This window comes from Streptomyces sp. 2-1 (assembly GCF_048564895.1).
Taxonomy (GTDB): Bacteria; Actinomycetota; Actinomycetes; order Streptomycetales; family Streptomycetaceae; genus Streptomyces; species Streptomyces phaeochromogenes.
Genome location: NZ_CP183383.1, coordinates 10,847,910 through 10,860,645, shown reverse-complemented (window position 1 = coordinate 10,860,645; position 12,736 = coordinate 10,847,910). Strand labels below are relative to the sequence as shown.

Annotated in this window: 10 protein-coding genes; 2 read left to right on the top strand and 8 right to left on the bottom strand. The window is 69.6% G+C overall.

Features of this window, described 5'->3' with window-relative positions; genetic code table 11:
* The first annotated feature begins 19 nt into the window (after positions 1-19).
* Positions 20-1,222 (top strand): erythromycin esterase family protein, encoded by a 1,203-nt coding sequence (locus tag ACN20J_RS47475; protein ID WP_419668528.1) that lies wholly within the window; start codon positions 20-22, stop codon positions 1,220-1,222.
* Positions 1,223-1,277: 55 nt separating this feature from the next.
* Here the strand turns inward: ACN20J_RS47475 and ACN20J_RS47470 are convergent, their stop codons facing one another.
* The 6 genes from ACN20J_RS47470 to ACN20J_RS47445 all read right to left on the bottom strand — a co-directional run bounded on the left by ACN20J_RS47470 (position 1,278) and on the right by ACN20J_RS47445 (position 9,184).
* Positions 1,278-2,714 (bottom strand): glucoamylase family protein, encoded by a 1,437-nt coding sequence (locus ACN20J_RS47470; protein WP_419668527.1) that lies wholly within the window; start codon positions 2,712-2,714, stop codon positions 1,278-1,280.
* A 197-nt stretch (positions 2,715-2,911) separates the two neighbouring features.
* Entirely contained in the window at positions 2,912-4,114 is a 1,203-nt protein-coding gene (locus tag ACN20J_RS47465) for a glycoside hydrolase family 1 protein (RefSeq protein WP_361894329.1), read from the bottom strand.
* Between the two features lie 135 nt (positions 4,115-4,249).
* Complete coding sequence (locus ACN20J_RS47460; RefSeq protein ID WP_419668526.1) at positions 4,250-5,119, bottom strand: carbohydrate ABC transporter permease; 870 nt, start codon at positions 5,117-5,119, stop codon at positions 4,250-4,252.
* Entirely contained in the window at positions 5,116-6,093 is a 978-nt protein-coding gene (locus ACN20J_RS47455; RefSeq protein ID WP_419668525.1) for a carbohydrate ABC transporter permease, read from the bottom strand. The genes ACN20J_RS47460 and ACN20J_RS47455 overlap by 4 nt, the downstream gene beginning before the upstream one ends.
* Positions 6,094-6,117: 24 nt before the next feature.
* Complete coding sequence (locus ACN20J_RS47450; RefSeq protein WP_419668524.1) at positions 6,118-7,362, bottom strand: sugar ABC transporter substrate-binding protein; 1,245 nt, start codon at positions 7,360-7,362, stop codon at positions 6,118-6,120.
* 718 nt (positions 7,363-8,080) lie between these two features.
* A complete protein-coding gene (locus tag ACN20J_RS47445) occupies positions 8,081-9,184 on the bottom strand; it encodes a LacI family DNA-binding transcriptional regulator (protein WP_361894320.1) in 1,104 nt (367 codons plus the stop codon).
* Between the two features lie 920 nt (positions 9,185-10,104).
* On the opposite strand from ACN20J_RS47445, the gene ACN20J_RS47440 reads away from it, so the two are divergent.
* Positions 10,105-10,863 (top strand): YhjD/YihY/BrkB family envelope integrity protein, encoded by a 759-nt coding sequence (locus ACN20J_RS47440; protein WP_361994004.1) that lies wholly within the window; start codon positions 10,105-10,107, stop codon positions 10,861-10,863.
* A gap of 101 nt (positions 10,864-10,964) precedes the next feature.
* On the opposite strand, the gene ACN20J_RS47435 is transcribed toward ACN20J_RS47440, so the two are convergent.
* Both ACN20J_RS47435 and ACN20J_RS47430 read right to left on the bottom strand, forming a co-directional pair.
* Positions 10,965-12,251, bottom strand: coding sequence for an MFS transporter (locus ACN20J_RS47435; protein WP_361911128.1), 1,287 nt, complete (start codon positions 12,249-12,251; stop codon positions 10,965-10,967).
* Positions 12,248-12,736: a MarR family winged helix-turn-helix transcriptional regulator gene (locus ACN20J_RS47430; protein ID WP_361994001.1), complete on the bottom strand. Its 489-nt coding sequence runs from the start codon at positions 12,734-12,736 to the stop codon at positions 12,248-12,250. The genes ACN20J_RS47435 and ACN20J_RS47430 overlap by 4 nt, the downstream gene beginning before the upstream one ends.

Below are 12,736 nucleotides of genomic sequence, written 5' to 3'. Positions count from 1 at the left end.
CAACGATACCGTTTAAGGCATGGCTACTGACATCAAGGACGCCGTCCACGCCTTCGACGCTGCCGCCGTCATGAGGCTGCTTCCGACCCGTCCCCGGCTGCTCGCGCTGGGCGAGCCCACCCACGGCGAGGACACGCTGCTCGACCTGCGCAACGAACTCTTCCGGCAGCTCGTCGAGCATGAGGGCTACACGACGATCGCGATCGAGAGCGACTGCATGATGGGCCTGGTCGTGGACGACTACGTCGCCTCGGGCACAGGCACTCTCGACGAGGTCATGGAGCACGGGTTCAGCCACGGTTGGGGCGCGTCCGCGGGCAACCGCGAGCTCGTGCGCTGGATGCGCGCCCACAACGAGGGCAGGCCCGCGTCCGAGCGGCTCCACTTCGCCGGTTTCGACGGCCCGCTGGAGATCACCGCCGCCGCGAGCCCCCGGCAGGCCCTCACCGCACTCCACGCCTACCTCACGGCCCGGGTGGACGCGGGCCTGCTCCCCTGCACCGCGGAAACACTCGACGGCCTGCTCGGCGCCGACGACCGGTGGACGAATCCCGCCGCGATGATGGACCCGTCCCAGTCCATGGGGCAGTCCGCCGAGGCCGGTCGACTACGACTCCTCGCCGACGACCTGGTGGCGCTGCTGGACGCGCAGACACCACACCTGATCACGACGACCTCGCGGGACGACTTGGACCGCGCACGCCTGTACGCACGAACCGCGACCGGCCTCCTGCGCTACCACCACTGGATGGCCGACCCCTCCCCCGCCCGCATGACACGGCTGTGCGCGCTGCGGGACCTGATGATGTCCCACAACCTCCTGGCCCTCGCCGCCCGGGGACCAGCACTCCTCCACGCCCAGAACTCCCATCTCCAGCGGGAGAAGAGCTCCATGCAGATGTGGCAGGGCCGGGTGGAGTGGTGGAGCGCCGGTGCCCTGGTGAGCGCCCAACTCGGCAAGGAGTACGCCTTCGTGTCCACGGCCCTCGGCACGATCCGCCACCAGGGAGTGGACACCCCACCACCGAACACCCTCGAAGGCCTCCTCTATGAACTCCCGGACGACCGCTACGTCATCAACCCCCCACAACTGACCACCACCCTCGCCGACACACCCCCCGCACCCCGCGTCTCCCCCTGGTTCGGCTACGCCCCGTTCGACCCGGCCCACCTGGCGAACAGCGACGGCATCGTGTTCGTCAGGGACGTCACGCGGAGCTAGTGCGACCATCATCGGCAGTCCGGCCAGTCGGAGGCCCTGACAATGCCCCTCCCGTCTAGAGGGAGAACCGCTCCTTGCCCAACAGCGGGCGTACCCGAGTGCGGAAGCCCCCCGTGCGGAACGGTGTCTGGAGCAGGCCCGGGTGCAGGTGTTGGGCGATGGCTGCGGTGATCATGCCTTGGTCGAGGGCGAGGACGAAGTCGCTTACGCGGCCGGTGGTGACGTCGACGGCGTCGCGGAAGCCGTAGCGGTCGTCGTAGGCGCCGAAGGCGCGGTCGAGGGCGCGGAGGTTGGTGAGGGCCTCGGTCGGGGCCTGGGGCAGGGCGAGGAAGGAGGCGTGCGGGGTGACGACGCCCAGGGAGTTGTAGCCGTCCTCCTGCATGCCTATCGCGTCGACGCCGTATTCGCGATAGCCGCCGGCGGGGATGGAGGCCGGGGAGAAGCCCCAGTAGCCGTAATCCTCCTCGATCAGGCCGTGTTCGATCTGGCTGCGGACGTAACGGCGGTGGGTGGTGCCCCAGGCGCGTGGGGACCACTCCGATTCGGGCACGAACAGCGGGACCATCAGTGCCTCGAACATGGAGCCACCCCAGGTGGGGACGAGCTTCCGGCCGCGGTAGGTGTAGTGGCCCTCCCAGACGCGTACGCCGTCGATCTCGACGTACTCGCCCTGCGGTTCCTGCTCCTGGCCCATGCCCGGGAGCAGGGTGCGCATCAGGTGCCAGTAGTGCTCGCCGGGCAGTGAGCCGTCGGCGATGCCGAGGTAACTGGCCATACGGGGCTCGGTGTTGAGGGCGCCGTAGTGGTGGCCGGTGGGTTCGCCCTTGCCCGGCTTGTCCGGCCAGAAGCCGCCTCGCAGTTGTCCGGGGCCGGCGACCGGGTCGGCCGGGTCGTAGGGGGTGTAGTAGTACGACCAGTCGGCGTCGGCGAGGAGGGCGGCGATGCGGGGGCGCAGGCCCGGGTGGGCGTGCGCGGCGATGCGCAGGCCGGTCACCAGCCACGCGTTGTCGACGCTGGACAGGAACGGACGCACTGGGTCGCCGGTCTCCGGCCAGGTCGTCAGCAGTGAACCGTCGTGCGCGTCATACCAGTTGAACCAGAAGCCGTGGGCTCGCTCCAGTCGTTCCACGGCGGCGACCGTGCGGGCCAGCCGACTGCGCATGGTGGCGGCGGAGATGACGCCCAGTCCGGCGGCTGCGACGGTGGACCACAGGCCGCAGCCGATGTTGGTCGGCGAGGTCTGCGCGGACGGTACCGGCGTGCCACTCCCGCTGACGTCGATCTTGTCGGCGGCCAGGCCGAATTCAGTCGTCATGGCCTCCATGGAGCGGTGGGTCGCGACGAACCAGTCGCGCAACAGACGGCGTTCGGTGTCGGTCCGTACGGCTGGGGCGGCGTTGGCCGCGGTGGCGGTAGTTGCGGTGAGGGACGTGGCGCAGGTGGCCGCGGCGGTGGACGCGGCGGCGGTGATGAGGAAGCTACGACGGTTCATGCGGCTCTGACTCCTGTGCTGTGGGAAGGCAGGCAGGCGGAAAGGTGCGTGTCCGTGGTGCGCGGTGATGCGGCGGTTCGGTGGTTCGGTGGTGCCGGGTTGTGGTGGGTGCGGGAGGGGCGCGTTCGTACGCGTGCGAGAGGAGGCGGGAGCCGGCCGGTGTCAGGTGCCGGCCGGCTCCCGGGTCTTGAGAGGCGTCAGGACTCGGCGCGCGGCAGGGCGCGGTCGCGGCCCAGGCCGCCGAGCCAGACGGCGGACGGCTTCGCGGTGCGCTCGAAGGTGGTCGGGTCCACGGCGATCAGTCCGAAGGTCGGCTTGAAGGAGCCCCATTCGTAGTTGTCCAGGGCGCTCCACGCAAGGTAGCCCTGGACGTTCAGGCCGTCCTCGATGGCGGCGGCGACCGCCCCGAGGGCGCCGGTGTAGTAGTCGACGCGACGGCTGTCGTCCGCGGTGGCGATGCCGTTCTCGGTGACGATCAGGGGTGTGTCGTCGCCGATGACTTCGGCGGTGTGGCGCAGGGCGTGGCCGACGGCGGTCGGGTAGTACTCCCACTGTGTGAGGGTGCGTTCGACGTCGTCGGGGGCCGGGACGGGACCTTCGGAGGCGATCTTGGTTCGGGTGTAGGACTGCACGCCGATCCAGTCGTCGCCACGGGCGGCCTCGATGAAGACGTCCTCGCGGGGGTGGCGGTAGTCGGCCGTGACCTGCTCGGCGCCGGGCAGGGCCTGGTAGACCTGGTTGGCGATGGTCCAGCCGACCTCGACGTCGGGGTGCTGGGCACGGATGGTCTTGACGGCGGCCTGGTGTGCGGCGATCACCGCGCGGGTGGTCTCCTCGTCGGGAGTGGGCAGGCCCGCGGGCGGGAAGCCCTTGTCCCCGGCCTTCGCGGCTCCTGCCATGACGGCGATCATGTTCGGCTCGTTGATGGTGCACACGTGCCGTACGCCGTCGGCGATGACGGGCGCGCACTCCTCGACGTAACGGGCGAAGAGGTCGACGGCGCCGTCGGCGGTCCAGCCGCCGAAGTCCTCGAACCACTGCGGAACGGTGAAGTGGTGCAAGGTCACCATGGGACGCAGCCCGCGGGCGAGAGCCCCGTCGACCATACGGCGGTAGTGGGCGATCTCGGCGCGGGAGAAGGTGCCGCGGACCGGCTCGATGCGTGCCCACTCGATGCTGAACCGGTAGTCGGTGAAGCCCAGTTCGGCGAGCAGGTCCATGTCCTGCTCCCAGCGGTGGTAGCTGTCGCAGGCGTCCAGGCTGGGCTCGGCGATCCCGGCCGCGGGGTCGTGCTCCTTGCGCCACCAGTCGCTGTTGACGTTGTTGCCCTCGATCTGGTGGGCGGCGGTGGAGGCGCCCCACAGGAAGCCGTCGGGGAAGCGGGTGGTGGTGTGCGTCATCGTCCGTTTCTGTCCTTCTGATGTGGGGGTGGTGGCACGGCGACCGGCCCGGTGGGCGCGGCGAAGCGACCGGCGGGTGCGGGAGGCCGGGAGAAGCGGGTGCGGGAAGGCCGAGGGAAGAGGCGCCGGGCGGCGCTACTTCAGGCCCGCGGTGGCGATGCCCTGCGTGAAGTGCCGTTGCAGGACGATGAAGACGGCCAGGACCGGAAGTACGACGAGGAGTGAGCCGGCCATGAGCATGCCGTTGCCGCCCCCGACCGTGCGGTTGGGATCATTGGCGAAGGTCGCCAACGCCACCGGCAGGGTGTACTTGTCCGGGTCGTTGGTGGCGATCAGGGGCCAGATGAAGTTGTTCCAGGAGCCGAGGAAGGTGAAGATCGTCAGGGTCGCGAGGGCGGGCTTGACCAGCGGGATCACGATCCGCCAGAAGATGTACCACTCCCCCGCGCCGTCGAGGCGGGCCGCCTCCAGCAATTCGTCGGGCACGGAGAGCATGAACTGGCGCATCAGGAACACCCCGAACGCGCCCGCTGCGAAGGGCAGTACGAGTCCGGCGTACGTGTCGATCAGGCCGAGGCCGTTCATGAGCACGTACAGCGGCAGGATCATGAGGTTGCCGGGGACCATCAGGGCGGCGAGCACGATCGCGAAGACCTTGGAGCGCCCGGTGAAGTCGAGCTTGGCCAGCGCGTAGCCGAGCATGGAGCAGAACAGCAGGTTGCTGACGGTCACCAGGACGGCCACGATCAGCGAGTTGAGGAAGTACTGCGGCATGTCGAGCTGGTCGAGCAGGGCCGCGAAGTTGTCCAGCGTCCACCGGGAGGGGATCCACACGGGCGGGCTCGCCGTGAGGTCCTGCTTCGTCTTGAAAGCGGACAGCGCCATCCACAGGAACGGGGCGGCCATCACCAGCAGTGCGACCGAGGCGATCGTGTAGAGCAGCGGGGTGCGCATCCGTCCGGTGCGGCGGCGGGTCCGGGCCTTGGTGGCCGTGTCGGCGGTCATCGGGTGTTGTCCTTCAGCAGTCGGAGCTGGAGCACCGTGATGCCCATGATCACGACGAACAGGACGTATGCCATGGCGCTGGCGTAGCCCATGTGGAAGAAGTTGAAGCCCTCGCGGTACATGTCGAGCGACACCGTCAGCGTGGAGTCGGAGGGACCGCCCTGGGTCATCACGAAGGGCTCCTCGAAGACGTTGAGATAGCCGATGGTGGTGATGACCGTGGCGTACAGCAGGGTGGGCCGCAGCAACGGGACGGTGATGCCGCGCAGTTCCTGCCAGGCACCGGCGCCGTCGAGGCGGGCCGCCTCGCGGACCTCGGCCGGGATCGCCTGGAGGCCGGCGATGCACAGCACCATCACGGTGCCGAGGTTGCGCCATACGGCCATGGTGATCAGGGACGGCATGGCCCAGGTCTCCGAGCCGAGGAAGTCCGGTGCGGTCAGGCCGACTTCGGAGGCGAGGGAGGCGATCAGCCCGTCGGAAGGGTCGAGCACGAAGCGCCAGACGACGGCCACGGCGACGATGGTCGTGACGACCGGCGCGTAGAAGCCGACCCTGAACAACGTACGGGCCCGGTCGATGCCGTTGTTCAGCAGGATCGCCGCCAGCAGTCCGAGGACGATGGTCGCGGGGACGCCGACGACCACGAAGTAGGCGGTGTTGAACAGGGCCTTGAGGAACTTGTCGTCCTGAAAGAGCTGGGTGTAGTTGTCCAGGCCGACGAACTCCGCCTCCAGCGGGCGGGTGACGTTGCGGGCGCCGAAGTCGGTGAAGCTCATCAGGAGCGTGGCGACGATCGGGAAGAGCATGAAGACGCCGAACAGCACCAGGAACGGCGTGGAGAACAGCCATCCGGTCAGATTGTGCTTGCTCAGTGAGCGGCGGCCCCGGCGGGTGCGACCGGATTTCCCGCCGCTGTCGGGACTCTTGTCGACGGCCGCCTGGGGGACGGCGGGTCCTGTGGTGAGGGACATGAGGGGACGCTCTCCTACTGCCTTCTACTGCACGAGGCCTTCGATCTCGGACTGGGCCTTGTCCAGCGCGGCCTTCGCGGAGGACTTGCCCTGAGTGACCGACTCGATGGCCGTGTCCACCTTGGAGGTGATCTCGGTCAGCTTGGGCTGGGAGGGGATGGTGCGGGCGGTGTCCATCTGCTTCCGCCACACCTGCATGGTGGGGTCGGAGGCGAGTTCGCCGGTCTTCCAGGCCGCCGTGTTGGCCGGCAGGTCGTTGGTGCGCTCGAACCAGTCGGCCTGGCCCTTGGCTCCGGTCAGGTAGGAGACGAGCTCCTTGGCCGCGGCCTTGTGGTCACTGTCGGCGGAGACGGCCAGGCTGGATCCGCCGGCCATGGACACGGACGCCTCGTCGGCGGGGACGGGGGCGACGGCCCACTTGCCCTTGATGTCGGGGTAGTTCTCGTCGAGGAGGTTGGTGAACCAGGGGCCGCCGAAGAACATGGGCACGGCACCGGAGTTGAAGTCCTTGGTGACGTCGTAGCCGGGGCGTACGGACTTCTCGCTGAGGCCCTTGTCGAAGTAACTGCCGTAGTTCTCCAGCGCCTTGACGGCCGCGTCGGAGTTCACGACGGCCTTGCCGTTGTCGTCGATGATGGCGCCGCCGGCGGAGTACAGGAACTGGTAGAAGCTCTGTACGGTGTCGAGTCCGCCCGGCTGGATGGACAGGCCCCACTTGGTGTCGGCCTTCTTCTGGTAGGCCTCGGCGGCGCTCTGGAGTTCGGCCATGGTGGCCGGGGCCTTCTTGATGCCTGCCTTGGTGGCGAGGTCGGTGCGGTAGAAGAGCACGCGGGTGTCGACGTACCAGGGGACCCCGTAGGTCTTGCCGTCGTAGGAGCCCTGCTGCCAGGCGGCGGGGAAGAAGTCGCCCTCGCGGAAGGTCTTGGTGTCGACCGGCTCCAGGACGCCCATGTCGGCGAACTCGCCCAGGTAGCTCCCGCCCATCTGCATCACGTCGGGCAGCTTCCCGGCGGCGGCAGCGGCGACCAGCTTCTGGTGGGCCACGTCCCAGCCGATCGGGGTGATCTTGACCTTGATGTTGGAGTGCGACTTCTCGTACTCCTTGGCGACGTCGCCGAGCTTCTCCCCCTCCGTGCCCATCGCCCACACGGTCAGGGTCTGCTTGGCGTCTGCTGCCACGCCCGCGCCACCCGAACCGCCACAGGCGGTGAGGGTGAGCGCAGACGCCAGGGTGAGTGCGATCGACCCGGTTGCGACGGCGCGGTTCATGGGCGGCTCCTCCTTGAGCGGTGATGTATGCGCTGCCTGTAAGCGCATACATCACTCTGTTGCAGCGATTCCGGGCCTGGCAAGAGGGGCTTTGGTCACACTCCCGTAACGAGAGGGATATCCGACGGGGCGGCCCGCACTGCCCGGGGACGCGGTACCGGCCGCGAAGGGCCTGTGCGAGAGCAACGTAAGACGGATCAGTGTGTGGGGAAAGCGTCTGTGATCCAGGGCTCTTTTGACTGAGGGTTGGGATGGTTCTGGAGGAGGTCGCCGCGCGCTCGGTTGCGGGGGCGATCTTTGCTGGCGCGACTGTGTGCGCGACCCGTGCGTCCGCGACCGTTTCGTGAACGGGGCGGTGATGGCGGGCGGGGCGGGGGCGGCGGCGACGTATCGCGGCTCGGTGAAGGCCTCGGCGGCGGGGTGGGGGCGGGCGTCGGTCTCGGGAGTCGTGGCGGGTGTCGGCCGCAGGCATCGTGGCGGGCGCCGGCGGTGAGCTTCGGTGGCGGGCGTCGGTCGCGTCGCGGGAGGGCTGGTCGCGGAGGTCGACTGGCATTGGCAGGGAGTCGCCAGGGCCGCAGCCCTCCCCCGCCGGGCGTGGAGGGCCGAGTCCGGCTGAGTCCGGCCGCGGCACGGTGAGCGTGACCCGGTGCCCGAGAGTCAGTGAGTCAGCGAGTGGGTCGGTCGCGGGCGGGTGACCTTCGGTCCGGAGAGGCGGCGTTCAGCTGGTCGTCGCCGGAAGGGTCGCCGTCGAAAGGGTTGTCGCCTCGTCGCAGCCGCAGCTCGCCCGGCGGACCACACCGACCGGCAGCATCAGTGAGACCGGCTCCTCGGGCCGCTGTCCGCTCAGCCGCCGTACCAGCAGGTCGACGGCCTCCTCCCCCATGCGCACCATCGGCTGGCGCACGGTGGTCAGGGCGGGGCGCACCAGACGGCTCAACGGAATGCCGTCGAAGCCGGTGACCACTACGTCGTCGGGCACGCGTACGCCGCGACGTTCGAGCGCCTGGAGGGCGCCCACCGCCATCTGGTCATTGGCGAACACGAACGCCTCGGGCCGGTCACCGTCTCCCTCGCACAGCAGGTCAGCGGCGCGGGCGCCTTCGGCCTGGGTCATCATCGGCATGCGCAGCGCCGGGGCGGCGGCAGTCTCGATGCCGGCCTCGCGGCAGGCCCGCCGAAATCCACGGAACCGGGCTTCGACGTCCGGAGACTCGTCGACGAGCCCCACGTAGGCGAGGTGGCGCAGCCCGTGGTCGTGGACCAGGTGGCGGGTCAGCTCGTACTGGCCGTCCTCGTTGGCGACCTCGACGTGGTCCAGGTGGTCGAGCGAGGGGTCCTGCGCGCGGGGGCCGGCCAGCATCACGACCGGTCGGCGCCGGGAGATCGCTTCGAGCTCTTCGGTCGGTACCGTGCGGGCCATCACCGCGAAGCCGTCGACGCGGCCGGCCACCTGGGCCACGAGGTTCTCCGGGCCGCCTTCGAGGGAGGCGGCGATCAGCAACGCGTACCCGTGCCGGCGTGCCGCGCGTTCCATGCCCCGGATGATCTGGTCCGAGTAGAGCATCGCGGCATCGTCGTCCTCGGCGTCGAGCGTGTCCGGGTCGGAATAGTCCGGGAAGCACAGACCGAGGACGCCGGTCGAACGGCTGGCGAGACCGCGGGCGTTGCCGCTCGGCACGTATCCCAGTTCTCCCGCCGCGGCCAGCACCCGTTCGCGGGTGGCGGCACGCACGGAGTCAGGGCTGCGGTACACCCTGGACACCGTGGCGATGGATACACCGGAGCGTTCGGCCACGTCGTACACCGTGGGGATCGCGTTCACGATGCGATGCCGTTCATGGGTCGGGCCCCCGTCTCTGCTGATGCATGCACGTAGATGAAAGCGCATTCACCCTAGGGCGGGCAGGTCTGTGAGGCAACCGGGGCTCGGAGTCGTCGGTGTCGCGGTTGCGGGGGCGGGGCCCTCTGCCCTTCCTCCCTCTTCCTCCCTGTCCTCGCGTGAAATCAGCGGGTTCAAGGCTGTCCGCTCCCTCGGGCGCTGCCCGACGAGGCGGGCCGCCTCACCGCGCGCCGGCTCCAGCGACAATCAGAGAACGTACGCCGCCGCTTCAAGCCCTTTCCGGTAGGTGATCGTCGAGCCGGTCGCGCTTCCGGGGGTGGCGGGGCACGCTGGAAGCAGCCGCTCGTGATGCACGGGGTCCCCCCGGTGCGGGGACGAGGCGGCATGAGGTGCGCGGGAACGGGAGCACGGGACGAGGTGACCACACATGCGCCACGGGGTCGTGCCATCGTTGCGGCAGGCTTCTCGCAGCTCTCGTAGCTCTCGTAGCCCTCGCGGTCCTCGTAGCCTTCGCGGTCCTCGCAGGCGTCGCGCTTCTCGCGCTTGTCGTCACCTTCTCGCACCGGAGCGGAGCGCGGGACATGCCCCGCCTTTCGGACCCGTCTGACTCGTCCGAGCCCTCTGAGCCGTCCGGCTCAACGGGGGCTCCGGAATCTTCGCGGGCGCCTGAAGAGCCCGGGGTGCCCGAAGATTCGGAGGCGCCGGACTCTCCAAGTTCCGCTCACCCCGGCCGACCCGGCACAGGCAGAGGCAGTCGCAAAAACACAAGCAGAAGCACGACCGCGGACAAGACCAGGGGCTGGACGCATCTCCACAACCACAAGCACCGGTCGGCCGAGCTGGGGCGTCTCCTCCATGAAAGGGGCACGCACGTATGGCAGCGCGGCAAAGAAGTTGAGCTCATGCACCGGGCCATGGGCTTCGCGGCTCTGGGACTGGTGACGCTCGCGCCGTTGCTGATCGTGGTCGCTGCGGCCCTTCCGATCCAGGAGCGCGGCTTCGCCTTGTGGATCGTGGACGGAATGGGGCTGTCCGGACGCCCCGCCGACGCCGTACAGGATCTCTTCGCCGCACCCGGCAAGGTTCTGAGCACGACCAGCGTCCTGAGCGTGGTGCTGCTCGCGCTCTTCGGCGTCACGTTCGCGGGCAGCGTCCAGACCGGCTACGAAAAGGTCTGGGACCTGCCTGCCGGGCGCTGGCACACCGTATGGCGACGCGTGGTGTGGCTCGTCGCTCTGACGGCCTACCTGTTCGCCGAAGCGCAGAGCGTGGCCGTCCTGGGGTCTGGAACCCTGCGCTCATGGGGCCGGATCGGTCTGTCCTCGCTGCTCGGCGTGCTCTTCTTCTGGTGGGCACCGCGTTTCCTGCTGGGCGGCCGCGTCCCCTGGCGCGCCCTCCTGCCCGGCGCCATCGCCACGCTGGTCGGCCTGGTCGGCCTGCGCCTGTTCTCGTCCCTGGTCTTCTCCCCGCTCATCGTGAGCAACGCGGTCTCGTACGGCTCGGTCGGCACCGTCCTGATCGTGACGTCCTGGCTCATCGGCGTCGGCTTCGTCGTATTCGGCGGCGCCCTCGTCGGTCGCTACTGGTACGTCCACGAACCGCACCATGTTCCGCACCCCCATCCTCACCACCGTTCCCGCTCGCGCTCGCGGAAACGCTGAAGCTCCGATGCGCTCGACGGCCTGGACGAGGCAGCCCACCTGCCCGACGGATTCGTAGAGAAGTCGGCGGACAAGCCGTTGGCCTACCGACCACCGACCACCTATCCAGCAGCCGTCGCCGCGTCGGCAACCCCGCGAGCAGTGGGTTCCGTGGCAGCAGACGGCGTGCGGTAGGCGCGAAGAGGGGCGTTGGTCGCGGCCACGGCGGCGATCGCCAGGACGGCGGACAGGCCGCCTGCGACGAGGGAGAAGGAGGCGGAGGTGACCGACGCCAGCAGGCCGCCGCGGAAGTTGCCGAGTTCGGGGCCCGCGACACCGATGACGTGTTCCACGGAGGAAACTCGCCCCCGGTACGCATCCGGGGTCTCCAACTGGACCAGTGCACTGCGGGTGACCACGGACACGGTGTCGGCGGCGCCTGCCACGGCCAGGCAGCCGAGCGCCAGCCACAGTGGCGCGGCCAGGCCGAAGCCGGCCAGCGCCACGCCCCAGACGCCGGCCGCGGTCACCTGGACCAGGCCGCCACGGCGCCAGCGCGTCACCGTTCCGGAGAGCAGGCCTGCTGTGATCCCCCCGACCGCGACGGCCGAGAGAAACAGGCCGAGGGTCTGCGGGTTGCCGTCGAAGCGGACTTCGTTGACCAGCGGGAAGAGTGCGATGGGCATGGCGAGCAACGTCGCGGACAGGTCGGTGGCCATCGAGCCCCACAGCGTCGGACGGCGCAGGATGATCCCCCAGCCGCCGCGCTCCGGTCGACGCCGGCCGCCCTTCGCGTCGACGCCCTCGGGTTTCATGGCCGGGAGGCGGATCACCGCGAGCATCGAGACCGCGACGGTCAGGGCTTGTACGGCGTACGCGGCCGGGAAGCCCCAGCGGGCGATGATCAGCCCGGCCAGCGCGGGCCCGGCCAGCATCGCCGCCTGGAAGGAGACGTTGGTCAGCGCGAGACCGGCCGCGACCTGGTCGGAGGGGAGCAGCCGGACCGGGAACGTACGCCGGGCAGGGGCGCCGAGCGCGCCGCACGCGGTCCCCGTGGCAACCAGGGCGAGCAGCAGCGGCACGCTTCGGTTGTCCGCCAGAGCCTGGGCCAACAGCCCTACGGCAGCGAGCAGTTGACCCACGGCGGTGACCCGCACCACCGCACGGCGGTCGACGGAGTCGGCCAACGTGCCGCCGAGCAGCCCGAACAGCACCATCGGCAGACCGGTCGCGAGCCCGATGGCGCCGGTGCCCACCGGGCTGCCGGTCAGGTCCCACACCTGGGCCAGCACCGCCACGGTGGCTATCTGTCCTCCGAGTTGGGAGGCCGAGGAGCCGATCCACAGATCGCGGAACGGTGGGCTGCTTCGCAGCGGACGGGTGTCGAGGAACCGGACCCGCCCTCTCATCCCGCTGGCTCGACGAGGTGGTGGAGGATCCGCTGCCGCATGGACCGGTGCTCCAGCGCCCGCCGCAGCTCCTCGACGACAGTGGTCAATGCGTACGGGACCTCTGCGTCCAATTCGGCGACCGTCGCGTGGGTGGCGCGCCACTCGGCCTCCAGGAACGGCACCAGCGACCGGCCGCGCTCGGTCAGGTCGATCCGCCGGGTGCGGGCGTCGGGCCCCGGCTCGGAGGTGACCAGATCCTCCTTGCGCATGGCGGCAATGGTCTGGCTGATCGCGGAGTGCGAGCGGTCCAGGGACTCCGCGAGCTCACGGATGGTCAGTGGCCCGGTATGGGCAAGCCGGATCAGCGGATAGGCGAACCGAGGGCGCACCCCCTCGATGCCACGCTCGACGTAGACCTGCTCGATCTCGGCGTCCATGGCGGCCAGCAGCTTGTGCAGTGACTGCCAGGGATCGGGCCGTGCAGTGGGATCAGAATTTGTCAC

Bases quoted from the DNA above. Each gene is read 5' to 3' on its own strand.
- ACN20J_RS47435 (WP_361911128.1), bottom strand. From the start codon at position 12,251: ATGAGAGGGCGGGTCCGGTTCCTCGACACCCGTCCGCTGCGAAGCAGC.
- ACN20J_RS47455 (WP_419668525.1), bottom strand. From the start codon at position 6,093: ATGTCCCTCACCACAGGACCCGCCGTCCCCCAGGCGGCCGTCGACAAG.
- ACN20J_RS47470 (WP_419668527.1), bottom strand. From the start codon at position 2,714: ATGAACCGTCGTAGCTTCCTCATCACCGCCGCCGCGTCCACCGCCGCG.
- ACN20J_RS47460 (WP_419668526.1), bottom strand. From the start codon at position 5,119: ATGACCGCCGACACGGCCACCAAGGCCCGGACCCGCCGCCGCACCGGA.
- ACN20J_RS47465 (WP_361894329.1), bottom strand. From the start codon at position 4,114: ATGACGCACACCACCACCCGCTTCCCCGACGGCTTCCTGTGGGGCGCC.
- ACN20J_RS47475 (WP_419668528.1), top strand. From the start codon at position 20: ATGGCTACTGACATCAAGGACGCCGTCCACGCCTTCGACGCTGCCGCC.
- ACN20J_RS47440 (WP_361994004.1), top strand. From the start codon at position 10,105: ATGCACCGGGCCATGGGCTTCGCGGCTCTGGGACTGGTGACGCTCGCG.
- ACN20J_RS47450 (WP_419668524.1), bottom strand. From the start codon at position 7,362: ATGAACCGCGCCGTCGCAACCGGGTCGATCGCACTCACCCTGGCGTCT.